Origin of the sequence: Lysobacter koreensis (assembly GCF_042677045.1) — a bacterium.
Classification (GTDB): domain Bacteria; phylum Pseudomonadota; class Gammaproteobacteria; order Xanthomonadales; family Xanthomonadaceae; genus Lysobacter_K; species Lysobacter_K koreensis.
This window is the reverse complement of sequence record NZ_JBHTIH010000002.1, coordinates 770319-793299: the sequence shown is the minus strand read 5'-3', so window position 1 is coordinate 793299 and position 22981 is coordinate 770319. Positions and strand designations below refer to the sequence as shown.

26 protein-coding genes are annotated in these 22981 nt (G+C 69.9%); 15 read left to right on the top strand and 11 right to left on the bottom strand.

Annotated features, from left to right (window positions below; translation table 11 throughout):
- The first annotated feature begins 180 nt into the window (after window positions 1–180).
- The 3 genes from ACFQZQ_RS04080 to lnt all read left to right on the top strand — a co-directional run bounded on the left by ACFQZQ_RS04080 (window position 181) and on the right by lnt (window position 4479).
- On the top strand, window positions 181–1284 hold the full coding sequence (locus ACFQZQ_RS04080; RefSeq protein WP_386811388.1) for a hypothetical protein: 1104 nt from the start codon (window positions 181–183) through the stop codon (window positions 1282–1284).
- Window positions 1285–1619: 335 nt separating this feature from the next.
- Window positions 1620–1997 carry a hypothetical protein gene (locus ACFQZQ_RS04075; protein WP_386811387.1) on the top strand — a complete coding sequence of 126 codons (378 nt, stop codon included), beginning with the start codon at window positions 1620–1622 and terminating at the stop codon, window positions 1995–1997.
- 22 nt (window positions 1998–2019) lie between these two features.
- Complete coding sequence (gene lnt, locus ACFQZQ_RS04070) at window positions 2020–4479, top strand: apolipoprotein N-acyltransferase (protein WP_386811386.1); 2460 nt, start codon at window positions 2020–2022, stop codon at window positions 4477–4479.
- Window positions 4480–4545: 66 nt separating this feature from the next.
- On the opposite strand, the gene ACFQZQ_RS04065 is transcribed toward lnt, so the two are convergent.
- The 3 genes from ACFQZQ_RS04065 to ACFQZQ_RS04055 form a co-directional block, all read right to left on the bottom strand.
- Window positions 4546–5025, bottom strand: a complete 480-nt coding sequence (locus ACFQZQ_RS04065; protein ID WP_386811385.1) for a hypothetical protein — start codon at window positions 5023–5025, stop codon at window positions 4546–4548.
- A 106-nt stretch (window positions 5026–5131) separates the two neighbouring features.
- A complete protein-coding gene (locus tag ACFQZQ_RS04060; RefSeq protein ID WP_386811384.1) occupies window positions 5132–5356 on the bottom strand; it encodes a helix-turn-helix domain-containing protein in 225 nt (74 codons plus the stop codon).
- 1 nt (window position 5357) lies between these two features.
- The gene (locus tag ACFQZQ_RS04055) at window positions 5358–5870 is read right to left on the bottom strand and encodes a DUF2975 domain-containing protein (protein WP_386811383.1); all 513 of its coding nucleotides are present in this window, start codon (window positions 5868–5870) and stop codon (window positions 5358–5360) included.
- Window positions 5871–6135: 265 nt separating this feature from the next.
- Between ACFQZQ_RS04055 and ACFQZQ_RS04050 the strand changes: the two genes are divergently transcribed.
- Window positions 6136–7122, top strand: coding sequence for an RNA polymerase sigma factor (locus tag ACFQZQ_RS04050; RefSeq protein ID WP_386811382.1), 987 nt, complete (start codon window positions 6136–6138; stop codon window positions 7120–7122).
- A 183-nt stretch (window positions 7123–7305) separates the two neighbouring features.
- Window positions 7306–8220 carry a dienelactone hydrolase family protein gene (locus ACFQZQ_RS04045; RefSeq protein WP_386811381.1) on the top strand — a complete coding sequence of 305 codons (915 nt, stop codon included), beginning with the start codon at window positions 7306–7308 and terminating at the stop codon, window positions 8218–8220.
- A 125-nt stretch (window positions 8221–8345) separates the two neighbouring features.
- Here the strand turns inward: ACFQZQ_RS04045 and ACFQZQ_RS04040 are convergent, their stop codons facing one another.
- The gene (locus tag ACFQZQ_RS04040) at window positions 8346–8975 is read right to left on the bottom strand and encodes a hypothetical protein (protein WP_386811380.1); all 630 of its coding nucleotides are present in this window, start codon (window positions 8973–8975) and stop codon (window positions 8346–8348) included.
- Between the two features lie 165 nt (window positions 8976–9140).
- On the opposite strand from ACFQZQ_RS04040, the gene ACFQZQ_RS04035 reads away from it, so the two are divergent.
- Window positions 9141–10061: a M14 family metallopeptidase gene (locus ACFQZQ_RS04035; protein WP_386811379.1), complete on the top strand. Its 921-nt coding sequence runs from the start codon at window positions 9141–9143 to the stop codon at window positions 10059–10061.
- 82 nt (window positions 10062–10143) lie between these two features.
- Here ACFQZQ_RS04035 and ACFQZQ_RS04030 read toward each other — a convergent pair whose 3' ends face one another.
- Window positions 10144–10740 (bottom strand): DUF1579 domain-containing protein, encoded by a 597-nt coding sequence (locus tag ACFQZQ_RS04030; protein ID WP_386811378.1) that lies wholly within the window; start codon window positions 10738–10740, stop codon window positions 10144–10146.
- Window positions 10741–10874: 134 nt separating this feature from the next.
- Window positions 10875–11300 carry a PspC domain-containing protein gene (locus ACFQZQ_RS04025; RefSeq protein ID WP_386811377.1) on the bottom strand — a complete coding sequence of 142 codons (426 nt, stop codon included), beginning with the start codon at window positions 11298–11300 and terminating at the stop codon, window positions 10875–10877.
- A gap of 453 nt (window positions 11301–11753) precedes the next feature.
- Between ACFQZQ_RS04025 and ACFQZQ_RS04020 the strand changes: the two genes are divergently transcribed.
- The gene (locus ACFQZQ_RS04020) at window positions 11754–12233 is read left to right on the top strand and encodes a hypothetical protein (RefSeq protein ID WP_386811376.1); all 480 of its coding nucleotides are present in this window, start codon (window positions 11754–11756) and stop codon (window positions 12231–12233) included.
- A 137-nt stretch (window positions 12234–12370) separates the two neighbouring features.
- On the opposite strand, the gene ACFQZQ_RS04015 is transcribed toward ACFQZQ_RS04020, so the two are convergent.
- The 3 genes from ACFQZQ_RS04015 to ACFQZQ_RS04005 all read right to left on the bottom strand — a co-directional run bounded on the left by ACFQZQ_RS04015 (window position 12371) and on the right by ACFQZQ_RS04005 (window position 14800).
- Window positions 12371–12853 carry a pyridoxamine 5'-phosphate oxidase family protein gene (locus ACFQZQ_RS04015; RefSeq protein WP_386811375.1) on the bottom strand — a complete coding sequence of 161 codons (483 nt, stop codon included), beginning with the start codon at window positions 12851–12853 and terminating at the stop codon, window positions 12371–12373.
- Window positions 12854–12974: 121 nt separating this feature from the next.
- Entirely contained in the window at window positions 12975–14084 is a 1110-nt protein-coding gene (locus tag ACFQZQ_RS04010) for a DUF1615 domain-containing protein (RefSeq protein WP_386811656.1), read from the bottom strand.
- A 230-nt stretch (window positions 14085–14314) separates the two neighbouring features.
- Window positions 14315–14800 carry a hypothetical protein gene (locus ACFQZQ_RS04005; RefSeq protein ID WP_386811374.1) on the bottom strand — a complete coding sequence of 162 codons (486 nt, stop codon included), beginning with the start codon at window positions 14798–14800 and terminating at the stop codon, window positions 14315–14317.
- A 255-nt stretch (window positions 14801–15055) separates the two neighbouring features.
- On the opposite strand from ACFQZQ_RS04005, the gene ACFQZQ_RS04000 reads away from it, so the two are divergent.
- Entirely contained in the window at window positions 15056–16168 is a 1113-nt protein-coding gene (locus ACFQZQ_RS04000; protein WP_386811373.1) for a diguanylate cyclase domain-containing protein, read from the top strand.
- A gap of 66 nt (window positions 16169–16234) precedes the next feature.
- On the opposite strand, the gene ACFQZQ_RS03995 is transcribed toward ACFQZQ_RS04000, so the two are convergent.
- Complete coding sequence (locus tag ACFQZQ_RS03995; protein WP_386811372.1) at window positions 16235–16882, bottom strand: glutathione S-transferase family protein; 648 nt, start codon at window positions 16880–16882, stop codon at window positions 16235–16237.
- A 279-nt stretch (window positions 16883–17161) separates the two neighbouring features.
- Here ACFQZQ_RS03995 and ACFQZQ_RS03990 point away from each other — a divergent pair, with 279 nt between their 5' ends.
- The 6 genes from ACFQZQ_RS03990 (at window position 17162) to ACFQZQ_RS03965 (ending at window position 21750) form a co-directional block, all read left to right on the top strand.
- Window positions 17162–17674, top strand: a complete 513-nt coding sequence (locus ACFQZQ_RS03990; RefSeq protein ID WP_386811371.1) for a nuclear transport factor 2 family protein — start codon at window positions 17162–17164, stop codon at window positions 17672–17674.
- Between the two features lie 96 nt (window positions 17675–17770).
- Complete coding sequence (locus tag ACFQZQ_RS03985) at window positions 17771–18037, top strand: DksA/TraR family C4-type zinc finger protein (RefSeq protein ID WP_386811370.1); 267 nt, start codon at window positions 17771–17773, stop codon at window positions 18035–18037.
- 145 nt (window positions 18038–18182) lie between these two features.
- Window positions 18183–18521 (top strand): zinc ribbon domain-containing protein YjdM, encoded by a 339-nt coding sequence (locus ACFQZQ_RS03980; protein WP_386811369.1) that lies wholly within the window; start codon window positions 18183–18185, stop codon window positions 18519–18521.
- Window positions 18522–18796: 275 nt separating this feature from the next.
- A complete protein-coding gene (locus tag ACFQZQ_RS03975; RefSeq protein ID WP_386811368.1) occupies window positions 18797–20044 on the top strand; it encodes an HD-GYP domain-containing protein in 1248 nt (415 codons plus the stop codon).
- Between the two features lie 20 nt (window positions 20045–20064).
- A complete protein-coding gene (locus tag ACFQZQ_RS03970; protein WP_386811367.1) occupies window positions 20065–21375 on the top strand; it encodes a putative bifunctional diguanylate cyclase/phosphodiesterase in 1311 nt (436 codons plus the stop codon).
- A 21-nt stretch (window positions 21376–21396) separates the two neighbouring features.
- Window positions 21397–21750, top strand: a complete 354-nt coding sequence (locus tag ACFQZQ_RS03965) for a YkgJ family cysteine cluster protein (protein ID WP_386811366.1) — start codon at window positions 21397–21399, stop codon at window positions 21748–21750.
- A gap of 151 nt (window positions 21751–21901) precedes the next feature.
- On the opposite strand, the gene ACFQZQ_RS03960 is transcribed toward ACFQZQ_RS03965, so the two are convergent.
- Window positions 21902–22123 carry a hypothetical protein gene (locus ACFQZQ_RS03960; RefSeq protein ID WP_386811365.1) on the bottom strand — a complete coding sequence of 74 codons (222 nt, stop codon included), beginning with the start codon at window positions 22121–22123 and terminating at the stop codon, window positions 21902–21904.
- 220 nt (window positions 22124–22343) lie between these two features.
- Here ACFQZQ_RS03960 and ACFQZQ_RS03955 point away from each other — a divergent pair, with 220 nt between their 5' ends.
- Window positions 22344–22952, top strand: a complete 609-nt coding sequence (locus ACFQZQ_RS03955; RefSeq protein WP_386811364.1) for a GNAT family N-acetyltransferase — start codon at window positions 22344–22346, stop codon at window positions 22950–22952.
- Window positions 22953–22981 lie beyond the last annotated feature (29 nt).

Here is a 22981-nt window from a genome sequence, read left to right as displayed (position 1 = left end):
AACGCAGAATGCGCCAGCCCGGTACATACGCTAGCGTCCGGTACGCGATGGTATGGGGCGGCCGACGGTTGCGGGCGTCCGCATCGTGAACGTGTGGTTTTCCCAGTGCTTTCGCCAGCTTCTCGCAGGACGCGAGCGGGACTTCACCCGCCGCGCACACCATGTCGAAGGGGTTTCAGGATGAAGACTCTGTTCCGTCGCGTCGCCAGCCACTGGCTGCCGACTAGCTCTCTACTAGTGATCCCGCTGCTGGCGCTGTCGGCGCCGGCGTTGGCCAGCACCCTCAACCAGAACGTGTCGTGGACCATCGACCGGGCCGGGACGACCGCCAAGTACCGGGTCGTCGCCTACGGCGATTCGATCTATGCCGGTTACAACGGTTCGATCAGCAACGCCGCGCGCTACGCGGCGCCGACTGTCGATTCGGAGTACCTGTCGGCACGCTGGAACGCCGACATCGAGAGCATCCGCCGCGCCAAGTCCGGTGCGGTGGCGCAGGACGTCTACCAGAACAAGATCGTGGCTGATCGCTCGTACATGCAGGCCGCGTCGACCCGCGTGGTGACGTTCGAGATGTGCGGTAACGACGGCCTGCAGGCGCGCTCGAGCTTCAAGTCGCAGACCGGCACCTGCAGCTACGCCGGGCTGGATGCCGCGGTCAACAGCTGCAAGACCTACGTGGCCGCGGCCATGGACTACATCAATGTCAACGCGCACGCCAACACCCGGCTCAAGGTGATCTCCAACCTGTACTACCCGGGCTACAACGCCGACAACGTGCAGAGCTCGTGCACGGATGCCGGCACCGGGCAGACGGTGAGCCTGCGTGACCGCTTCCTGCCGGCGATCGCAAAGATGAACTACTGGATGTGCGAGTACGCGCGCCAGAAGGGCTTCCAGTGCGCCGACAGCTTCGCCCAGTACATGGCCGCGGACTACGACAGCAACGCCGACGGTGTGGTCGATTCCGACGCGCTGCGCTACGTGTCCGGGGAGAGCGAGGCGAGCTACATCAACCGCACGACGGTCACGCTGCGCAGCACGCTGCGCGATGCCAACGCCAAGTTCGTGTCGTCATCCAGTTCGTTCGACTACATCCAATCCGACGACACCCACCCGACCTACACCGGCGGCACGGTGACGGCTGGTCTCTGGGGAGGGAGCACGGGCAGCGGTGCACCGCGCTACGCGAGTTTCACCAACGGCAAGAGCCCGATCTGGAACAACTACGGGCACGAGCGCATGGGCTGGGCGTTGTCGGTCTACAACCCGGTCGCTCCGTGACGGACCGGATCGACGAGGATCGGAACGAGGACTGATTCGTGGCCCAGCGTCGCCCGCCGCACACCCCGCCGTCCGCACCGGACGGCGACGGTGTGCGCGTGGTCCCGAAGCCGCGCGGCCCGCGACGCGTGCGGGCGTGGGCAGTGGTCGCTGTCGTTGCCGTCGTGGCGCTGGCGGTCTGGTTCGTGTTGGCGCCAGCGCCGGGCGATCCGGATACGGCGGGCGCGCAGGAGATCACCACCGTCGATCGCGGTGCCCCACCCGCCGCTGCGCCAGGCCCGCCAGGGTCCGCGCAATCCACACCACCGGCGGCGTCGACGCAGGAGGCGCCCGTGATGCCCGGCAACGACCCCAACGACCTCGCCGCCTACTTCCAGCCCGGCGATCCCGAGCCGACCGGTGCGCAGGTGATCAACGCCCTGCACGAGGCCGGCGTGCGCACCGGTCTGGGCGCGTTCAACCCGCCCGGGACCAGTCCGCCGCTGGAAGGGCTCGCGGTGCCCGCCAACTTCAAGCTGCCCGAAGGCTATGTCCGCCACCACCAGGTCACCGACGAAGGCGTGCCGATCGAGCCGATCCTGATGTTCGCGCCCGATTTCACCCTGTTCGATGCGCAAGGCCGGCCGATCGCGATGCCCGCCAACCGCGTCGTGCCGCCCGCACTGGCGCCGCCCGGCCTGCCACTGCGCTGGGTCCGGGTCGGCACGCCTTGACCCTGCCCACGGAGTTCGCTGATTGACCACGGAGCGGTTGTCCCGCTGGCGCCATGTCGCCGGCCTGTTCGCCTCGATTCTGTTGCTCGCCGTGTATGCCCGCGTCCCGCCGGCGTGGGTGTTGGGCTTCGTCGCGTTGGTGCCGTGGCTGCTGGCGCTCGATGCGGCGCGCTCGGTGCGCGGCGCGGTAGTGCATGGCGTGCTGATGAGCGTGGCCTTCGTGGTCGCGGTGTTCGGCTGGTTCGGCGCGGCGATCGGCGCCTACACCGGGGTCGGGGCGCTGCCGGCGACCGCAGTGCTGGTGCTGCTCGCGCCGCTGCTGCAGCCGCAGTTGGTCGCGTTCGCGCTGGTACGCCACATCGTCGGGCGACGCCAAGGGCCGCTGCTGCGCGCGGTCGCGGCGGCGTGCGCGTGGGTGGCCTGCGAGCGGCTGGCGCCGAAGCTGCTCGGCGACACGCTCGGTCACGGGCTGTTTCCGTCGGTCGCGCTGCGGCAGGTCGCCGACCTCGGCGGCGCGGCGGGCCTGACCTGGTTGCTGTTGCTGGTCAACGAAGCGGTGACGGTCGCGATCGAAAGGCGCGCAGGCGGCATGCGTGCCTGGCTGCGGCCGCTCGCGCTCGGCGCTGCGATCGTCGCGGGCATGGCCGCGTACGGACTGGCGCGGCTGGCCACGCTGCAAGCACCGCCGGCCGACGGCGTGCCGACGCTGCGCATCGCGATGGTCCAGGCCAGCATCACCGACTACGAGCGCCGGCGCCGCGAGCAGGGCGCGTACGCGGTGGTGCGGCACGTGCTCGATACCCACTACGCCTTGTCGTGGTCGGCGATCCGCGACCACGGCGCGGACGTGCTGCTGTGGTCGGAAACGGTGTACCCGACCACGTTCGGCAGCCCGCGCAGCACGGACGGCGCTGCGCTCGACCGCGAGATACAGGGCTTCGTCGATGCCGCGGGCGTGCCGCTGGTGTTCGGCACCTACGACGTCGACGCCGACGGCGAGTACAACGCCGCCACATTCCTGGAGCCGGGCCGGGGCCGGCTCGGCAGCTACCGCAAGACCCATCCGTTCCCGCTGACCGAGTACGTGCCGCGCTGGCTCGACGGCCCGTGGCTGCGGCGCGTGCTGCCGTGGGCCGGCAGCTGGCGGCCGGGCGACGGCGCGCGAGTGTTGCCGCTGCGCAGCGCCGACGGCCGCGAGGTGAACGTATTGCCGCTGATCTGCCTCGACGACGTGCGCCCCGGCCTGGCCATCGACGGCGCGCGGCTCGGCGCGCAGGCCATCGTCGGTATGTCCAACGACTCGTGGTTCACCGGCTATCCGCTCGGCGCGCGGCTGCACCTGGCGGTCGCCGCGTTCCGCAGCATCGAGACGCGCTTGCCGCAGGTGCGCGTCACCACGAATGGCTTAAGCGCCATCATCGACGACACCGGCGAGGTGCTGGCGAGCACCGCGATGGGGCAGCAGGCGGTGCTGACCGCGTTCGTCAGCGCGCAGGACCCGCCGATGACGCTGATGGTGCGCTGGGGCGATTGGGTCGGCCGCGCCGCTGCGCTGTTGCTGCTCTGGCTGGCGGCACTGGCGCTATTGCGGGCGCTGCGCGGGCGCGCGGTGCAAGTCACCGAAGCTCCGCTGACGCTGGAGGTCGCGGTACTGTCGCCGGCGTGGCGCGCCATCGCTGCGGCGCTGCGGCTGGGCGCGGCGGCGGGGTTGGGGTGGCTGGCGTTGGACATGGCACGGCGCGTCGGCTGGCAGGTGCAGTCGTTGTCGCAGCTGTGGTGGTTCGCCGGCGCGGTGGTGGCGCCGGCCGTGGCGGCGTGGGCGATCGTGCGGGCGTGCAAGGCGCAGGCGCGCATCGAGAACGCGGTACTGGTACTGGATCAGCGCGGCCGGCGGATCGAGATCCCTCTGGCGTCGATCAGCGCGCTGCGGCCGTGCCGGCTGCCGCTGCCGGGCAGTGGTGTCGACCTGGAACTGGCATCAGGGCGGCGCTGGACGCACGGCCTGGCGCTGTCGCGACCGCAGGCCTTGCAGCGGATGCTGACCGCAGCGGGTGCGCCGGTGCCGTTCGCCAGCCGCGTCGATACCGCGCTCGCCGAGCATGCGCAATCGCGCGCGGCGGCCAGGTGTCCGCGTGTGGACGGCGCGCTGGCGAAGTTCGTGCTGTTCCCGTTGTTGCCGGCGCTGGTCGCGTTCCGCCTGCACCAGGTCATCGCCTTCGGTGGCACTTTCGGCGAGTACTACACCTACGGCCCCGCGGCCTGGTTCAGCGGCCTGCTGATCTGGTGGGCGTCGTGGTCGATCGGCCTGATGCTGTTTGCCGCTGCGCTGCGGATCGCCATCGAGATCGTGGCCGCGCTCGTGCTTGCGCTCCAGCCCCGGCACGCGGCCGCGGTTCGCGACGCGCTGGAGTGGCTCGGCCGCCTGGCGTTCTACATCGGCGTGCCGGCGTGGCTGGTGCTGCGCCTGCTGTCGGGCGGATGACGGCGCGATGGGAGGCAGGCGCCTGCCATCGCCCCGCAATCGTCCGATCCATGTGGCGAAAGGGTCCTACCTGGCTCCACTCGCCGACGTCGCGCTGGCCTCGACCGTTCGCCGTGGCCACGCGAAATACGTCCGCCACGCATAGCCCCACGGCACCACCGCGGCCAGCAGCGGCAGCGCGAGGAACGAGCCGGCGATCTCGCCGGTGGGCGTGCCCCACAGGGTGCCGGTCTGCCACAGCGGAACCGCGACGAACGCGAGCCAGATCGTCTTGTAGCCGATCGTGAAGAACATCAGCGGCAGCCAGCGCAGCGGGTGCAGTAGCCCGAACAGCGCGAGCGCGGGGTAGGTGGCCCACACCGCGAACGCGATCGCGCGCACCGGGTCCCACGTGTCTTCGTGAGTGAGCAGCACGCTCCACGCGTTTGGCGTGACGAACACCAGCATCAGCAGGAAGAACAGGCGCAGGCCCCAGAGCTGGACGGGGCGGACGCCATCGCGGCGCGGGTCGGATGCGAAGAACTGGAGGATCGGGTGGATGTGCATGGCGTCACTCCTGTGTAGAGGTTGCAAAAAGGCCTGCAGGTACATGCCAGAGCGCGCGGCGGCGCGTTGCCAACCATCGCGTCGTGCAGCGTGTCGAGGCGCGGCATCACTCCTCGGAGGGAAGCGTGGCGTCGAAGGCGAGCAGGTCGCCGGGTTGGCACTCGAGCGCGGCGCAGATCGCCTCGAGCGTGGAGAAACGGATCGCCTTCGCCTTGCCGGTCTTCAGGATCGACAGGTTGGCGATGGTGATGTCGATGCGCGCGGCCAGCTCGGTGAGCGTCATTCGGCGCGCGTGCAGCAGCTCGTCGAGGCGTATCACGATGCGCGCCATGTCACACCGTGCCTTCGAGGTCGGCGCGCATGCGCGCACCGTGCGCGAACACGCCGGACAGCACGAACAGCAGCAACACCGCGAGCCACGGCGCGAAGCTGAAACCGCCGAGCCGGCCCGGTTCCCACACTGCCGCCGCGATCGCCATGACGATCATCCGCAGCAGCTCCAGCGCCAGCACGCTCCACGCGATCGCGTCCAGGCGCCGGGCGTTGTCGAGGTTGAACGGGTCGCCGTCGCGCACCGTGTGGACGATCGCCAGCAGCCGGCGCAGGACCGTGTGCGCGAGCGCGGCGCCGATCAGGCCGACGACGATGATCGCGCGCAGCCCGAGTGGCACCAGCGGGTACTTCGACGCGATATCGAAGCCGAGCGCCCGTTCCGGCCAGCCCGGCATGAGAAAACTCCAGCCCAGCAGCAAGGCGATGCCGGCGGCGTAGAGGATATTGAGGACCGTCAGGCCCTGGATGACCGGGCGGGCGACTGAGAGGGCGCGGGCGGACGTGGCGTTCATGCGGGTTCCCGGACGGGAGTTATCGTAGAGCGATAATGTGCGCATTGATAAACGATAAAAATAGGCCGGAAGTCATCCGCTCCTTCGCGACCCGATGGGGCAGCGGAATGTGTCCCTTGGGCGTCGGCGGGCGGCTGCGTCCACCGCATCGAGCGAGGGAGCGGTCGCCGCGCTACCTTCCTTCATGGGCACGGTGCGCGTCCCGCGCTGTCACATCCGCCACACCCGTTCGTACATGAGTCAACGCCCATCGGATTTACGGACCATGACCATGATCACCAGCGCACTCCCTCCCGTCCTCGAGGACGATTTCCTTGCCGCCCGCCGCGGCGACCGCGACGCCTTCGCCCGGCTGGTCCGGGTGACGCAGGCGATGGTGGCCAGCGTCGCGCTGGCGGTGACCCGCGATGTCCAGCTCAGCGAGGACGTCGCCCAGGAGACCTACCTCAAGGCCTGGCAGCGGCTGGGCTCCATGCAGCAGGCCGAGAGTTTCCTGCCGTGGCTGCGCCAGGTGACGCGCAACCGCGCGATCGACCACGTCCGGCGCCGGCGCCACCAGGAGCTGGCGCTCGGCGATACCGATGCGCGGATCAGCAACGCCGTCGACGGCGGCCTCGACCCGGACGCGTGGCTGCAGGGCGGGCAACAGTCGCAGTTGCTGGCGCGCGCGCTCGACGCGGTGCCCGATGACAGCCGCGAAGTCCTGCTGCTGTTCTACCGCGAGGGGCAGAGCAGCCGCCACGTCGCGGCCCTGCTCGGCCTGAGCGATGGCGCGGTGCGCAAGCGCCTGCAGCGCGCCCGCGATGCGCTGCAGTCGGAACTGCTGGCGCAGGTCGGGGAGGTCGCGCGCCACAGCGCTCCGGGGCTGGCTTTCGCCACGCTCGTGGTGGCATCGCTGGGACCGGCCGAAGCCGGGGCCGCGACGGCGGCCACGGCGACCGCCGGCAAGTGGGCGCTGGGCGCGATCGGCAGCGTGTTCGCCGCCCTGGCCGTGGTGCTGGGCGCGGTGTTCTGGGAAGTGCGGCAGTACGTCTCCCGCGCCCGCAACCCTGTCGAGCGTCGCGAACTGCTGCGGCACGGCATCGTCTACGCGGCGCTGATGGCGAGCTTCGTCGGCGTGCTGTTCTGGTCGAAGCACGGTGCGTGGACGTTCACCACGCTGCTGGCCGTGTCGGGCGTCTATGCGCTGGCGATCATCGGCATGGGCGTGCGCCGGGCGCGGATCCATCGCCGCCATCGCCCGCAGCGTTGAGGGCCGCATGTCGCGCGTTGGCTCGCCCCGGGGCGCGACAGCGTGCTCCAGGGTCGGGATCGCGGGGCCAGCGGCTACGGAAGCCCGAGGCAGGGAGCGCGACGCCAGCGCCATTCGCCCGGCCGTGACGCCGTCGCCGCTATGCTCACCGGCGGTTGCGCCCGCCCCGTCGAGGACACTCCGATGCCGAACACCCCGCGTTCCAAGGCCAGCGACTTCGATCCGGAAGTGCTGCAACTGTTCGACCAGTACGTGCACGGGGCGATCGACCGCCGCGGCTTCCTTGCCGGCGCGGCACGGCTGGCGGTCGGGGCGGCGACGGCGACCGGCTTGCTGGCCGCGCTGAGCCCGCAGTTCGCGGCCGCGCAGCAGGTCAAGCCGGACGACAAGCGGCTGCTGGCGAAGTACGTCGAGTTCCCGTCGCCCAAGGGCTACGGCACCGCGCGCGGCTACCTGGTCAAGCCAGCGAAGGCCAAGGGCCCGCTGCCGGTGGTGCTGGTGGTGCACGAGAACCGTGGCCTCAACCCGCACATCGAGGACGTCGCCCGCCGCTTCGCGCTGGAGGACTTCATCGCCTTCGCACCCGACGCGCTGTTCCCATTGGGGGGCTACCCGGGCGACGAGGACGCCGCGCGCACGCTGTTCGCCAAGCTCGACCAGGCCAAGACCAAGGAGGACTTCGTCGCGGCGGCCGACATGCTCGGCAAGCTCGAAGGCGGCAACGGGCGCCTGGGCGTGGTCGGCTTCTGCTACGGCGGCGGCATCGCCAATTTCCTGGCGACGCGGCTGCCGGATCTCGTCGCGGCCGCGCCGTTCTACGGCAGCGCCGCACCGCTGGAGGACGTGCCGAAGATCCAGGCCGAGCTGCTGGTGGTGCTGGCTGGCAACGACGAGCGCATCAACACCGCATGGCCGGCGTACGCGGCCGCGCTCAGTGCCGCCGACGTCAAGTACACCCTGTACCAGCCGCCCGGCACCCAGCACGGGTTCCACAACGACACCACGCCGCGCTACGACGAAGATGCGGCGCGCGAAGCGTGGCGGCGCACGACGGCGTTGTTCGAGCGCACCTTGCGCATGAAGCGCGCAGCGAAATAGCGTCCCGTCAGGTTGTCGTCTGGGGTGTGGTCCGCGTCGTGGGACATGGAAGCGGATCTTTCCCCAGCACGTCGGGCGTTCCCGCCGCCCCTAAAACGCGCGGGCGCCTTGGACGCGACAAGTGCTTACGACGGCGCGTTTGGGCGATCAGCTGCCGCTGCCTTGGCCGCAGGTAGCGCCATTCGTTCGCGCAGATACTCGGGCAACTCGCCCGGCGGGCAGTGGCGGAAGCGAGCGCTCTTGTCCGGCGTTGCCAGGGTGAACGTGCGTGCGTCGTGCACGGTGATCGTCTGCGATTCGCTGGTGCGCGGGCCGTCGCCGGACGGCCTGTCGATGCACGACTGATCCACCACGTACGCGTTGCCGCGACGCGAAAGCACCCGCGCGCGGCACGCGTGCGTCGCCGATCCGCTGAGGCCGACGCCGTCGTAGAAGCGGACGCCGGCGTTGGCCGGGGCCGAGCAGCCCGAGCCCTGCAGCACGTAGACGCCTGGCTGCAGCGGCAGCACGCCGCCCGGTTCTCCGGCCGGCTGGGGATCCGCCGCACCTGGCGCGTCGTCGTTGGGCTGCGCACCCCACTCCGTTCCGGTGGCGGCAGGCGCGGGCGCCGCCGTCGATGCCGGACTTGCGGCGCCTTGCGAGGCGCTGTCGGGGGCCGGGGCGATCTCGCTCGTCCGCTCCTCGTTGCGTTCGGACGTGCACGACATCATCAGCATGGCGACGGCCAGCAGCGAACAGGCGGTGGTCTTGGTCATGCAGGACTGTCCGTATCTGGGTCGGGGCGGGTGGGGCGGAACGGGTCGGTTCCCATCGCAGCCAGGCTAGAGGCTGCAGGCTGACGGGAGTGTCGTCGCGCCGCCGCGATGCGGCGCGGTGCTATTTTGTCCGCCCCGTGGATCCACCGCAGAGCAGGCGACGCGATGACCAACCCGAGCCCCTATCCCATCGGCACGCCCGGAGTCGCCTGGGGCGATGCGGAGCGCGCCGAATGGCGCTCGCGCCAGACCCGCAAGCGCAGCTACGCGGCGGACGTGCTCAGCGTGATCGACCAATTGCGTTCCCGCTACGACGTGGTCGAGTACGGCCAGCTCGAATATCCGCCCGACACCTATCCGCTGCTCGCGATCAAGAGCAACGGCTGGAACGACGCGCTCCCGACCGCGCTGGTGACCGGTGGCGTGCACGGCTACGAGACCAGCGGCGTGCATGGCGCGCTGCAGTTCGTCGAGCAACACGCGGCCGACTATGCGGGCCGCATCAACCTGCTGGTGGCGCCGTGCATCAGCCCGTGGGCTTACGAGCGCATCCACCGCTGGAACGCGAATGCGATCGACCCGAACCGCTCGTTCCGCGACGACAGCCCGGCGCAGGAGTCGGCGGCGCTGATGCGCCTGCTGGCGCCGGTGCGCGACCGCGTGCTGGTGCACGTCGACCTGCACGAGACCACCGATACCGACGAATCCGAGTTCCGGCCGGCGCTGGCCGCGCGTGACGGCAAGCCCGACGAGCCAGGCGAGATCCCCGACGGCTTCTACCTGGTCGACGACGCCGCAAACCCGCAGCCCGAATTCCAGCAGGCGATCATCGCGGCGGTGGCGAAGGTCACCCACATCGCCCCGGCCGACGCGAACGGCCAGATCATCGGCTCGCCGGTGGTCGCGCCGGGCGTGATCGAGTACGCGCTCAAGCAGCTCGGCCTGTGCGCGGGCATCACCGATGCGCGCTACAAGACCACCACCGAGGTCTACCCCGACAGCCCGCGCGCGACACCCGCCCAATGCAACGCCGCGCAGGTGGCCGCGGTGCGTGCGGCGATCGACTACGCGTTGGCGCACCAATAGCCACGAGGCGCGGCCCGGCGTACCCAGGCAAAAAAAAGGCCCCGCATCGCGGGGCCTTTTTCGTGCGCTGCCGGGTAGCAACTCACTTCTTGGTGTAGGTGATCTCCATCATCTTCGTTTCCTTGCCGTCCGGCCCTGGCGTGTACATCTCGAACACTTCGACGTTGGGCTTGGTCCACTTCGAGGTCATGCGCGCGTTGATCTTGCCCTTGGTCACCGGGTCGTTCCAGCTGCCGGTGAAGGTGCAGGCGCCCTTGGCGTCGCAGTCGCCCTCGCTGACCATCAGCCCAGTCGACATGCTGTCGTTCCAGGTCGACCAGTGCTTGCCGCTGACGTTGTCGTAGCCGTGCATGCCATGGCCGGTGAACGCCTGGCCGTGCATCTGCGATTGGACCTCCTCGACCAGCACCCGGCCACCCAGGGCCATTGTGCGGGTGGCGGTACCGGTCTCGACGACCGGCGGCGCGCCGGGGGCCTCCCAGCTGCGGATTGCCAGGTCGTAGCTGCCGGCCATCTTCGCCAGCGCGGCGTGTGCCTCGCCCAGGGCGCCGGCCTTCTGGTAGGCCTCCATCATTGCGGCCTGTTCGGGCGACATCTTCGGTGGGGCGTCCTGCGCCAGCAGCGGTGCGCTGGCGAGCAGGGACAGCGGGAGCAGTGCGGATGCGAGCAAGCGGTGCATGGGATCCTCCTTGGGTGGATGCAGCGTCGCGATCGACGGCGGCCGGAGTATAGGCCCGCCTACGCTAGCGGGCGGTTAAGGATGCAGCCGGGTGTTCGTGCGCAGCGTGCCCGCGCGCATGCGCGCGCGCCGGATCACGCGCCCAAAATCGTGGCCTCGGCCTTGGGCACGAACAACCACAGCAGCACATAGGCCAGCAGCCCGGCCCCGCCGACGAAGACCGTGGCGACGAAGGCCACGCGCCACAGCCACGATGGTACCGGCGTGTACTCGCCCAGTCCGCCGCAGACGCCTTCGATCTGGCGATCGGTGTCCGATCGGCGCAGCGCGTGCAGGTTCCACTCGCTGCCCGCGGTCGCGCCGCTGCTGTCGGCCGAGGGCATCAGCCACCACAGCAACGCATACACCAGCAGGCCGGCGCCGCCGCACACCGCCAGCACCACGAACGCGACCCGCCAGACCAGCGCCGGCACCGGCGTGTGCTCGCCCAGCCCGCCGCAGATGCCGTCCAGCTGGCGGTCGGTCGAGGACTTGCGAAGTTGCTGCATGTTCCAGTTCATGGCGTGGCTCCGGTGGAACGCCGCAGCGGAACCGCCGCCGCGCGCGGCCACCACCGGATCATCGGCCGGCAGGCGCGCGTGTGCGAGTGTCGGAAGGCACGGCCCGCCAAGGCTTGCCCGCAGCGCGCTGAGGGTCGGCCTGGGTTCCGGCGCGACCGCTTGCATCTCCGGGGTGGTCCCCGGGCGCCGCAGGCCCGGCGCCAGTCCATGCTCCAGCTGAGGTCCCAACCCGCACCGTCGTCGCGGGAGGCGGCTTGGTACCGGCGGTGCGAGCGGCCCGGGTCGATCCCGTCCCACACGCTGCGGTAGGACGGGCTTGCCGTTGCCCGGTGTCGCGCGGTTCTCCCCGACACTACGATCGCGACCCAGGCACGCCGGCCGGTGCCGGTCTGCCGATCCTGGGCCCGGTGCTAGAGTCGGGCGCATACCGATCCCGCGGACAAGGACATCCCAATGGACACCAGTTACACCGCCACGGTGCTGCCCGAAGCGCGCCTGCAGGCGTTCGATGCCGAGCTGGCCTCGATGGAGGTCGTGCTCAACCTGCTGCGTTATGCCCAGGGCGACGGCCGCGGGATCGTGCCGTGGATCGAACGCGTGTCGCCGCGCCTGTGCCAGCAGGTCTGCGCGACGCTGGACCTGTTCGGCAGCGAGCTGGCAGAGGACATCGATGGCGACGAGTTGCGCGCGACGATGCAGGCCGAGATCCGCATCATGCGCCTGCTGGAGGCGCAACGCGATCGGCTGGCGCGGGTGCTGGCGCTGACCGACGAGGTTGCCGGCGCGGTCGGCAGCGACCTGATGCAGCTGGCGATGCAGCTCCACGACATGCTCGTCGACGCCGGCCACGGCGACCGCATCACCGCCTTGCGCGATGGGCGGCGCCGGGCGCGGTTCACCCCGCCAGCACCGCCCTCTCCGGAGGCGGGCTAAAACCCGTGATCGATGCGCTGGCGGACATGGCCAGCGCCGGAGCCCGCAGCCCGCGTCCGACTGGCGATCGCGCCCAGCACGGGTGCGATCGCAACGACCGGTTTTCGCGGCTGGCGCGCGGGTCAGCGCAGCTCTACTCAGCGCAGGTCGACGTCGGCGACCTTGTCCTGGTAATCCTTCTTCGGGTCGACGCCCAGCAGCATCTTCATGCCCGCGAGCAGGTTGTTCTCGTTGAGCCAGATCTCCGCGTGTTCGGCATCGAAGCGCAGCAGCACCAGGTTGGGGTCGTCCTTGCCCTCGAACCAGGCCGCGATGAACGGGTTCCAGAGGCGGTCGATCACCGCACGGTCATTGTCGACGCTGAGGTTGCCCTGCACGCTGGCGAACAGATCGTGGCCCTTGGCACTGAAGGCTGCGATGGCGCGGCGGCTCTGGGCCAGGTGTTCGACCACCGCGTTGGGCTTGCCGGTGAAGAACCAGATCGGCCCCGACTCGCCTTCGACCAGTGCGGTCATGGGCCGCGAATGGCCATCTTCGACGCCGTCGACGCCGAGCATCAGCGTGCGGTCGGACTTGAGGGCCTTCCAGAATTTCTTTTCGAGTTCCTGCGGTGTGCTCATGGGGGTTCTCGCGCGGGGGTGGGGAGGCGAACGCGGGTGTCGCGGCGCAGGTATAGCGGCGAACCGGTGAACGGTGCGTCGCCGCGCATTTCTTCGCTCCACCACGCAAGCCCGCAATCCGTCACCCCGAGGCGGCGCGTGCCATGCAACCGCGATAGCGCTTTTCCACGCGGGTGGCGAACCACTGGGTGGTGAGCTTGCGGGTGATCTTGGGACTGTGCAGGCGGATGCGCGGCATCACCGCGCGCGGCTGCTTGGCGCCGGCCTGGCGGTCGGCGAGTGCGAACACGGCCTCGTACAGCGCGCTCTGCTCGAACCGGTGGCTGCGACTTTCCTGCAATGCGCGGTTTACTTGCGCGGTGCTCAGGCCGAGCGCGGGCGCGAGCGTGCGCACGGCCACTTCGGTGGGGCCAATGTCGGCGCGGTCGCTGCCGTATTGCAGCAGGTCGCCGTCGAGCTCGAGCGGGATACCGGAGGCGACACTGACCGCACTCTGGAACGCGGCGTTGCGGCTGGCGTACAGGCCGGCGTTGAAGTCGGCGAATCGGTACAGCAGCCGCGGGTATGAGGTCGGGTAGCCCAGCAGGTGGGCGATGCCGAAGTAGACGCCGCCGCGCCGGCTCAGCACTTCCTGGCGGATCGAGCCGGCCGCCGGATACGGGTAGGGCCGCGCCTGCGCGTGGCGCTCGGCGAAGACGATGCTGACCTGCATCGGCCCGCCGGTGCGGACCGGGTTGGCGCCGCCCAGCAGTCGACGCCCCATCGGCACCGACTCGACGAACTCCTCGTAGATGCGGTTGAGGTCCTGCTCGGTGCGCACCGCGGCCAGTCGCGCGTCGTAGCGCTGGCCGTTGGGCGAGGTCATCGCCAGCGCCGCGCGCACGACGAACCGCGGCACGTTGAGGCGGTCGGCGCGGCGGTCGATCTCCGCACGCGCGATCGTCGCCAGGCCCGGCACGACCGGGTCGTGGTCGTAGCCGGTTTCCTGCTCGATGACCGCCAGTGCGGCGCACAGGTTCGGTGTGACCGGGCGGATCTCCAGCGCGGCGAATGCGCCCTGGATGTCGGTCGCCCAACCGTTGCGGTCGGCGAGCGTCGCCGGCAGCAGCCGCAAGAGGCGCGCGCGGACCTCGGCCGGGTCGGGCGGTGGCGGTGGCGCGGAGCAAGCGGCGAGCAGCGCCAGGGCGGCACCCAGCAGGCCGGTGCGCGCGCGATGCGGCCGCGCCATCATCTGGTTCGGGTGCGGCATTGGACTGGGAGGCATCGCGCCTTCGGTGGAGCGGGCGGGGCACGAGCGCGGTATGGGTTTCATCGTCTCAGCATCCCCCAGATTGCCGGGAGGGTGAAGCCGATCCGGTGGGTGGGCAGCGGACATTGCGATGAGGACTGCGTTCGAGCCGCCCGGTCGAGCATAGCGATTGGGCGTTGCAACCCATCCTGCACGCATCGCGTGGTGCAGGCTCAGTCGCAGCGTTGCCGGGCGATGCCGTTGCCGACGTCGGTCAGTGTGTTGCCGTCGGCGGAGAGGCGGAAGCTGTAGGTGGCCTCGCGGGTTTGCCCTTCGCCGGTCAGCGCGGTGGTGATACTGACCTCGCTCTCGCCCTGCGCGACGCGCGTGATCGGGCCGCTGCTCTCGTGGAACGCGATGCGCGACGCCTCGATCGTCAGTCGGGTTTCGTGCGCGGGGTTGGCGCAGGCCGCGGCATCGGCGGCGTAGCGCCCCTGGAAGCGGCTGGCGACCGTGTTGCTGCCCGCGTCGGGCGACGGCGTGCCGTCATCGGGAGGGGGAGTGTGGGCCGGGGGCGGGGCCGCCGGATCGGATGCGGGTGCGGGCGCGGCAGGCGTAGGCGTGGCGGTTGCGGGCGTGGTGGCGCTGTCGTCGGCGCCAGGTTCGGCACTGCAGCCGGCAACCAGCAGCAGGGCGAGGGCAAGCACGGTGGTGCGCATCCAGGACTCTCCATGGCGGGGGTAGCCGACCTTCGCCGATGCCCCGTGATCGCGCGGTCGATGGCTGCGCGCCGTCGCGGGGCCCTTGCCTTGTTTACAGGCGTGCCTTGCGTACAGGAACCACCGGGCGCTGGATGAGACCCGTGTCGCATTCAGCCAGTCGCAACTTGCACGGACTGGGGCACGCAGTCACCTGCGCTTTACCCGCCATGCCTAGGATGGCAATGGATCGTGGCGGCAGGTGGTTCCTCGAACTTGAACATCGCAGTTTCCAAACAGCAGTCGACCTCCCAGGCGCTGCCGTGGGTACCCGCGGCCCATGAGCGCAGCAAGTTGCTGCGCCTGCATAACGTCGTGGATGCGCTGGTGAGCATTGCCGAGCATTCCGGCGATACCGCCTCGTTCCTGGACGAGGCGACCGCCACGGCGATGGAGCTCACGCGCGCCACCGGTGCGGTGGTACTGCTGGCCGAGCCGAGCCGCGAGTTGTCGATTGCCGCCGCGCGCGGACAGATGGCATGCGTCGACGAAGCCGCGTTCGGCCGCGGGCAGACGCTCGCGCGCAACGCAGTGGACAGTCACCAGACCCTGCACAGCGATGCCACCGATGGCGACGCGCGTCTGGCCAGCGGCGCATGCGCTCGCCACGGGCTGCATTCGCTGATCGCCACCCCGCTGCGCTACGGCGACGAGGTGTTGGGCGTGCTGGAGGTGTGCTCCAGCGTGCCGTGCGCATTCGACGCGATCGACGAGCAGGGGATCGCGCTGATCGGCAACGCGCTTGGCGGCGCGCTCGGCCGGCAGGTAGCGCTGGACGAGCACGCGCGCCTGCTCGCGCAGTTGCAGGCCGCCCTGCAGACCACCCAGGCCAAAGCGCGCAAGTACCAGGATGCGGCGCTGTATGACGCGTTGACCGGCTTGCCGAACCGCGCGCACTTCACTGCGCGGCTGGAGGATGTGTGCCGCGAGCACCAAGGCCTGCCCGACGGGTTCGCGGTGCTGTTCGTGGACCTGGACGGTTTCAAGGCGATCAACGACCTGCACGGGCACGCGATGGGCGACGCGGTCCTGCGCGCCACTGCCGAGTCGTTGACCAGCTCGGTGCGCGGCGCTGACCTGGTCGCGCGCATCGGCGGCGACGAGTTCGTGGTGCTGCTTTGCGGCCTGCGCGATGGCGCGCGCGACACGCCGACGGTGGCGTCCAACATCGTCGCGTCGCTGGCGCGACCGCGCACGATAGACGGCGTCGAGTTGGTCATCGAGGCGAGCGTGGGATGGGCGCCGCACGACGGACAATCCGACGCCGCCGCGATCGTGGCCGCCGCGGATGCGGCGATGTACCGGAACAAGAAAGCCCGGCAACGGTAGGACAGGTTTCAACCCGCCGTTTCGCGCCCCCACGCAACGGCGCCACCCAGCGGCGCCAACGCTGGCTCAATCGCGATCCGGCGCACCCAGCGGGAAGTACGCGCGGTACGGCCGTGCCTCGTCGACAGCACGCGCGAACGACGGCCGCGCCAACAGCCGCTGCCGGTAGGCGCGGACGTTGGCGAACGCCGCAGCGATCGGGTGGGTCCAGTCTGCGTAGAACAGGAACGGCGCGGCGCCACAGTCGGCGAGGCTGAACGCGTCGCCCGCGGCCCACTGCCGGCCGGCCATGTGGCGGTCGAGCCAGGCGTAGGCGTTGTCGAGCATCGCCCGCGCCTCGCCGACGCCGTACGGGTCGCGGTCGCCCTCGCAGCGGATCGCGTCGAACACGACCTTCTGCTGCGGCGTGGAGACGTAGTTGTCGAAGAAGCGGTCGAGCATGCGCACCTGCAGCGCCGCGTCGGCATCGGCGGGGATCAGGCGCACCGCGCCGCGGTGGTGCACCTCCAGGTGCTCGATGATGCTGGTCGCCTCGAACAAGGTGCGGCCCGCGTCGACCAGCACCGGGAAACGCTTCATCGGCCACAGCGCCTCGAGCTCGCGCAGGGCGTCGGCGCCTTCGAGCAGGCGGAACTCGAACGGCGTCGCGTTCTCGTACAGCGCGACCAGCACCTTCTGGCAGTACGACGAGAACGGGTGCGCGAGCAGTTGCATGGGGGGTTCCTTGGCGAGCTGCGTCGCACCGAGCAGCCAGGGCGGGTCTTTGCCGAGTTGCGTCCGCATGATCTGGTGCGCGCAAGGATAGGGCCAGTAGCAGGATCCTGGACGGCGCCGGCGGCGTTCGAAGCCACCCGGCCGCGGCGCTGGCCGACACCCTGGCGCCGCGGATCCGGTCAACCGGGTTGCGCCTGTGGCGTTGCCACCGCTGCGCCTGCGGGCTTGGCCCGGCCGCTGTCGTTCGAACCCCATCCCGCGTCCCGAACGGAGGTCCCCATGAAGCTCTTCTTCCCCTTGCTCGCCTGCCTGCTGTCGTCCGCCGCCATGGCCCAACCGGCACCGCTCGCCCCCAGCGGCGACGTCGCCCAGATCGAAGCAGTGGTCGAGGCGTTCCGCGCCGCCATCATCGACAAGGACAAGCCGCGCTTCGTGGCGCTGTTCGTGCCCGGTCGGGTCACCTGGCAGTCGGTGCGCGGCGACGACACCCTGCGCATGGCGCGCGAGAAGAACCCGCAGGCGGCCAAGGTGAGCATCGACCCTAACAAGACCCATCTGTCCTTCATCGACGGCATCGTCGCCGGCACCCAGCGCGAGGAGGAGAAGTTCCGCAACGTGAAGATCGTCACCGACGGCGACATCGCCTCGGTGACGTCCGACTACAGCTTCCACCAGGGCGAGCGCGAGACCAACCACGGCCAGGAAGCTTGGCACCTGGTCCGCACCGACGGCGGCTGGAAGATCGCCTCGGTGATCTGGTCGGTCAACAGGACGTCGCCGCTGCAACACTGAGGTGGGGCCAAGTGGCGCCGCCGGCGAGCCGAGGTTCACCGCGGCGGCGCTAAGCTTTCCGGCGCAGGCAATTGGGCTCGAAATCAGGAGACAGCCATGGCCACCGGCTGGGCAGGCGACGGCGCCGTGCAGGACCAGATCGACGCGACCATCAAGGACGCGATCAAGCGCGTGCGCGACCAGCTGCCGCAAGGCCCGGGTCTGGAGCGCTGCGAGGAGTGCGACGCCCCGATCCCCGAGGCGCGTCGCCAAGCGCTGCCCGGCGTGCGCCTGTGCGTGCCCTGCCAGGAGGCGCACGACCACGACGAAGGCAACTTCAGCGGCTACAACCGCCGCGGCAGCAAGGACAGCCAGTTGCGGTAGGGCGGGTTTCAGCCCGCCACCGCGCCCGCAGCCCGGGTTGACCCCCGCCCTGCGGGTTAGGAAGCGGTTGCCCCGCTGCGTCCTGCTGCCGCCCACCTCGCGGACGGCTACCTATACTGGCCACCCCGACGCCCCTGGAAGCCCGATGGCCGACGTCCACGCCTGCCCGCAATGCGGCAGCGACAACACCTATCCCGACGGCGACAACTACGTCTGCGCCGAGTGCGCGCACGAGTGGCCGACGTCGGGCGACGCCGGCGACAGCGACCTGCCGGTCAAGGACAGCAACGGCCAGCGCCTGGCCGCGGGCGACACGGTGGTGGTGATCAAGGACCTCAAGGTCAGGGGTTCGTCGATCCCGTTGAAGCAGGGCACGGTGATCAAGAACATCCGCCTGGTCGACGGCGACGCCGACCACATCGAAGGCCATTCGGACAAGATCAAGGGCCTGGTGCTGAAGACCTGCTTCCTGAAGAAGGCGTAGGCCGCCCGGAGCAGACAACGCTGGCCGTCGTCGATCCATCCGGCCCCGGTGCAGCACAGGCGCGATCGCGGCGGTGACCGCGCAGCACTGGCTGTCCGTCGTGGCGCCCATGTCGGCGCGTGCGGCCGGTCGGATGCCGGCAGGCGGGCTCGGATGGCTGAAGACGCGTGGGGCGACCGGGCCGGGCTTGACCCGGTTTGGCCGGTGCGGACGGGACGCAAGTGCGAAGCGGAAGTGCCCTTGCTAAGGTGCACGCACTTCCGAAGCACGCAACGATGAACGCAGAGACCCAAGAGTTCCGGATCAGTGTCCACGGCTTGACCCTGGACATGTTCGTCGCGCGCCTGGACCGTCCGTGGATCGGCACCGGGTTTCCGCTCGAGGGGCTGAAGATCACCTCCGACGACCAGATCTTCCAGCTGCAGCGCCTGTGCGCGTTCGTGCACGTCGACGTCAGCCGGGGCCGTTCGCCGGACCTGCGCTACGTGAGCTTCAACGACGACGCGATGATGCGCCATGCCCGCGGCGAGGACGAGATCGAGGCGCTGCGCCGTACCCGCTGGGTGCCGACGACCGGGTTCGACACCGAGCTGGGCGATGCCACGCAGGCGCACGTGCGGCTGCAGGCGGGCATCAATGCGGTGATGGACGACCTGCACAACGGCGGCAAGCTCGACCTCGACAAGCTGTCCGAGGGCATCGATACCCTGGTCGACTCGATCACCCGCAACCCGTCGGCGGTGCCCTGGATCCTGGAGCTGCGCCGCAAGAGCGACTACAGCTACCAGCATGCGCTGGGGTGTTCGGTGTGGGCGGCCACGTTCGGGCGCCACCTCGGCCTGGAGAAGGAGCAACTGCGAGACTTGGCGATGGGCGGGCTGCTGTGCGACATCGGCAAGGTGCGCCTGCCCGATGAGCTGCTCGCGCGGCAGGGCCGGTTGAGCGACGCCGACTGGTCCCTGCTGCACAGCCACGTGACCGAAAGCAGCCGGATCGTCGAAGACACCCCGGGGCTGTCGGCCGGCGTCATCGAGATGGTGGCCCACCACCACGAGCGCCATGACGGCAGCGGTTACCCGCGCGGGCTGCGTGGCACGCAGATCCCGATCTTCGCGCGGATCATCGGCCTGATCGACAGCTACGACGCCATGACCAGCACCCGTCCGCACGCCCCCAGCCGGGCGCCGCACGAAGTAATCATGGAGCTCTACCAGTGCCGCGACACGCTGTTCCAGGCCGAACTGGTCGAGCAGTTCATCCGCACCTCCGGCATCTACCCGACCGGGTCGCTGGTGGAGTTGTCCGACGGCACCGTCGGAGTGGTGATGTCAGTGCACAGCCTCAAGCGGTTGCGGCCGTGCGTGCTGCTGTTGCTGGATGCGGACAAGCGGCCGTTGCCGGAGTTCCGCACGATCGATCTGAGCCAGATCGAGGAAGACGTGCAGCAACGCCCCTTGAGCATCAAGGGCAGCCTGCCGCGCGGTGCCTACGGCGTCGATCCGGCCCAGCTTTTTCTCGACTGACCCCCGGCGATCGGCGACCGATGAGCATGACCGAGGACGCCCTGACCGGGCTTTGCAGCCGCCGCAGTTTCCTGTCGTCGTTATCGCGGCATGTGCAGCATGTCAACGACAAGCGCGCCTCGCTCGCGCTGCTGGTGATCGACATCGACGGCTTCGCCCAGATCAACGGCGCCTTCGGTTACGACACCGGCGACCAGATGCTGCGGTATCTGACGCAGCAGTTGCGCGCGCTGGCGCGACCATGCGATTACCTGGCGCGCATCGGCGACAACCGCTTTGCGGTGATCCTGCACCAGCTGATGAACAAGGGGCACGCCGAGCTGGCGATCCAGAAGCTGTTCCGCCTGCTCGACGTGCCGTTCCAGGCACCTTCGGCGCGCATGAAAGTCGCGGTGAGCGTCGGCGTCGCGCTGTGTCCGGCGCACGCCAGCCACCCCGACTTCCTGCTGCGCCGCGCCGAGGCGGCGTTGGTCACCGCGCGCCAGACCGGTCGGCGTCATGCGTTTGCGCCCGATGCAGCCCGCGACCAGGACCTCTCCGAGGTGTGGGACCTGGAGATGCAGCTCGGCGGGGCGATCGAGCGCGGCGAGATGGCGATGCACTACCAGCCGCAGGTGCGGCTGTCGGACCTGCGGCCGGTCGGGGCTGAGGCGCTGATGCGCTGGAACAGCCCGTCGCGCGGAGTGGTCTCTCCGGCGGTGTTCATCCCGGTGGCCGAGCGCACCGGGCAGATCAAGAAGCTCACGGTGTGGGCACTCAACACCGCGTTGCGGCAGGCCAGTCTGTGGCCGGCTGGCGACGCGCCGCTCACCGTGTCGGTCAACCTGCCCGGGACCCTGGCCACGCAACCGGACCTGCCGGAACTGGTCGAGGATGCGCTGAAGCTGTGGGGCTGCGACCGCGTGCAACTGGTGCTGGAAGTCACCGAGGGCTCGCTGATGGACTCCGAACGGGCGTTTGCCGCGCTCGCACGGATCCGGGCGCTCGGTGCGAAGATCTCGATCGACGATTTCGGCACGGGCTATTCGTGCCTGGCCTACTTCCGCAACTTGCCTGCCGACGAACTGAAGGTGGACCGCTCGTTCGTCTCGTCGATTCTCACCGATCCCGCCAGCGCCGACATCGCCCAGTTGATCGTGGACCTGGCGCATCGCTTCGGATTGAGCGTGGCCGGGGAAGGGGTGGAAGACGCAGCGACCTTGCACGCGCTGACGCAACTGGGGTGCGACACCGCACAGGGGTTCCTGCTCGGCAAGGCGATGCCGTTGCCGCAGTTCCAGCGCTGGCTGATGGGCGCGGTCCGGGCCGTGCAGTCGCAAGCGGTGCAATAGAGCCAGCACGGAGGTCCCGCCGTGACACCCAACCAGCGGAAGCTCCTCGACCTGCGCGAGCGCATCCCGTCGTTCGCCTGCGTGCCCGGCTGCCACGACTGCTGCGGACCGGTCACCGCTTCGTCCGAAGAAATGGCGCGGCTGCCGCGCAAGAGCGAGGCCGTGCGCGATGCGGCACTGGCCGAGCTCAGCTGCCCGCACCTGGGCGAGCACGGCTGCGAGGCCTACGGCGAACGTCCGCTGATCTGCCGGCTGTTCGGCACCACCCCGCGGCTGGCCTGCCCACGCGGGCAACGGCCGGAACGCATGATCGACGCGCGCACCGAGCGCGAGATCGCGATCTTCCTGGTGCAGACGCGGCAGGTGCTGGTGTAGCCCGCGACCCGGCGCGGGGCTCTTTTTTGCCATCGATGAATCCACGCGCCGTGTCGATCCGGCGCGCGCTCGTTGGTCGCATCCCCAAGCGCACCCATCCCGACGGCCTAAGTGCGAAGGCCGGCGAGGCAGGTGTCGCGCATTGCCCGGCTCAGGTGTCGATGCCCGGCACGCGGCCGGGTTCGCCGACGTGGGTCGCGTGGCGGCCCGCGGGCGTCAGCACCGCGGAGCCATGGCTCAGGTCGACCATGCCCTTCGCGGCCAGCGCCGCCAGCATCGGGTCGTCGGCGGGTTGGCTCTGGCCCTGATCGATCGCGCGCAGGCATGCGATCTCCTGCTCGGTCAGCACCGTCTGCTGGGTGGAGGTGGTCATCGGCGTGGCTCCGTGGCGGCGATACGAATACCTTGGCGCGCCGGCGCGAACCATCGCGTGAACACCCGCTGCCGAGCCAGCCCTACAGTCCCCGCCCTTGTAGTGCCGAGCCCGCTCGGCACCGCGTGACCCCGATTCTCGGTGCCGAGCAGGCTCGGCACTACAGCGGCGCGTCGGCTAGGCTTGCTGCGGCCACTCACTGCGATCACCGCCGGATCATATGGACCCCGCTACGCCTGCCCGGTCGCCGCTTGCGTCGTTCGATACGGCGCGCCTGCACTTGCGGCCACTGCAGGAGGGCGACCAGGCCCTGTACTTGCACCTCTACACCGACCCGGGCGTGATGCGGCATATCGCCGCGCCGCTCTCGCCTCAGGCCGCGCACCGCGCATTCGCCGCGGCCCTGGAGCAGACCCGGCAGGCGCCGCCGAAGCTGCGGATGTGGGTGTTGCACGAACGCACCACGCCCGCCACCGCGCTCGGCATCGTCGCCCTGATGTACCGCGAGCCGACCCGCGACAGCGTCGAGATCGGCGCGATGCTGCGGGCCGAGGGGCAGGGCCGGGGTTTGTCGGTAGAGGCGCAGCGCGCCGTCCTCGACCACGTGTTCGGCGCGCGGCCGTTCGAAGCGCCCCCGCCGGCCCGGGTCTGGAGCCGCAACGCCCCCGGCAACGGCGCGTCGATCGCAGGCCGGCTCAAACTCGGCTTCGTGCGAGCACTCAGCGATGATCCCCATGGCGAGTGGATGAGGTGGGAAATGACCCGCGCCCGCTGGCAAGCGCTGCAGTCCTCCGGCCGCGATATGGCGTTGCTGAACGCGAGCGGCTAGATTGCCGACTCCTTCACACTTTCCGGCGT

Coding starts and splice junctions, on each gene's coding strand:
- ACFQZQ_RS03975 (WP_386811368.1), top strand. CDS start 18,797: ATGAACGCAGAGACCCAAGAGTTCCGGATCAGTGTCCACGGCTTGACC.
- ACFQZQ_RS04025 (WP_386811377.1), bottom strand. CDS start 11,300: ATGAACTGGAACATGCAGCAACTTCGCAAGTCCTCGACCGACCGCCAG.
- ACFQZQ_RS04045 (WP_386811381.1), top strand. CDS start 7,306: ATGCCGAACACCCCGCGTTCCAAGGCCAGCGACTTCGATCCGGAAGTG.
- ACFQZQ_RS04020 (WP_386811376.1), top strand. CDS start 11,754: ATGGACACCAGTTACACCGCCACGGTGCTGCCCGAAGCGCGCCTGCAG.
- ACFQZQ_RS04075 (WP_386811387.1), top strand. CDS start 1,620: ATGCCCGGCAACGACCCCAACGACCTCGCCGCCTACTTCCAGCCCGGC.
- ACFQZQ_RS04030 (WP_386811378.1), bottom strand. CDS start 10,740: ATGCACCGCTTGCTCGCATCCGCACTGCTCCCGCTGTCCCTGCTCGCC.
- ACFQZQ_RS04015 (WP_386811375.1), bottom strand. CDS start 12,853: ATGAGCACACCGCAGGAACTCGAAAAGAAATTCTGGAAGGCCCTCAAG.
- ACFQZQ_RS04050 (WP_386811382.1), top strand. CDS start 6,136: ATGACCATGATCACCAGCGCACTCCCTCCCGTCCTCGAGGACGATTTC.
- ACFQZQ_RS04060 (WP_386811384.1), bottom strand. CDS start 5,356: ATGGCGCGCATCGTGATACGCCTCGACGAGCTGCTGCACGCGCGCCGA.
- ACFQZQ_RS03980 (WP_386811369.1), top strand. CDS start 18,183: ATGGCCGACGTCCACGCCTGCCCGCAATGCGGCAGCGACAACACCTAT.
- ACFQZQ_RS04005 (WP_386811374.1), bottom strand. CDS start 14,800: ATGCGCACCACCGTGCTTGCCCTCGCCCTGCTGCTGGTTGCCGGCTGC.
- ACFQZQ_RS04010 (WP_386811656.1), bottom strand. CDS start 14,084: ATGATGGCGCGGCCGCATCGCGCGCGCACCGGCCTGCTGGGTGCCGCC.
- ACFQZQ_RS03955 (WP_386811364.1), top strand. CDS start 22,344: ATGGACCCCGCTACGCCTGCCCGGTCGCCGCTTGCGTCGTTCGATACG.
- ACFQZQ_RS04055 (WP_386811383.1), bottom strand. CDS start 5,870: ATGAACGCCACGTCCGCCCGCGCCCTCTCAGTCGCCCGCCCGGTCATC.
- ACFQZQ_RS03985 (WP_386811370.1), top strand. CDS start 17,771: ATGGCCACCGGCTGGGCAGGCGACGGCGCCGTGCAGGACCAGATCGAC.
- ACFQZQ_RS03990 (WP_386811371.1), top strand. CDS start 17,162: ATGAAGCTCTTCTTCCCCTTGCTCGCCTGCCTGCTGTCGTCCGCCGCC.
- ACFQZQ_RS04040 (WP_386811380.1), bottom strand. CDS start 8,975: ATGACCAAGACCACCGCCTGTTCGCTGCTGGCCGTCGCCATGCTGATG.
- ACFQZQ_RS03995 (WP_386811372.1), bottom strand. CDS start 16,882: ATGCAACTGCTCGCGCACCCGTTCTCGTCGTACTGCCAGAAGGTGCTG.
- ACFQZQ_RS04035 (WP_386811379.1), top strand. CDS start 9,141: ATGACCAACCCGAGCCCCTATCCCATCGGCACGCCCGGAGTCGCCTGG.
- ACFQZQ_RS04080 (WP_386811388.1), top strand. CDS start 181: ATGAAGACTCTGTTCCGTCGCGTCGCCAGCCACTGGCTGCCGACTAGC.
- ACFQZQ_RS04065 (WP_386811385.1), bottom strand. CDS start 5,025: ATGCACATCCACCCGATCCTCCAGTTCTTCGCATCCGACCCGCGCCGC.
- ACFQZQ_RS03960 (WP_386811365.1), bottom strand. CDS start 22,123: ATGACCACCTCCACCCAGCAGACGGTGCTGACCGAGCAGGAGATCGCA.
- ACFQZQ_RS03970 (WP_386811367.1), top strand. CDS start 20,065: ATGAGCATGACCGAGGACGCCCTGACCGGGCTTTGCAGCCGCCGCAGT.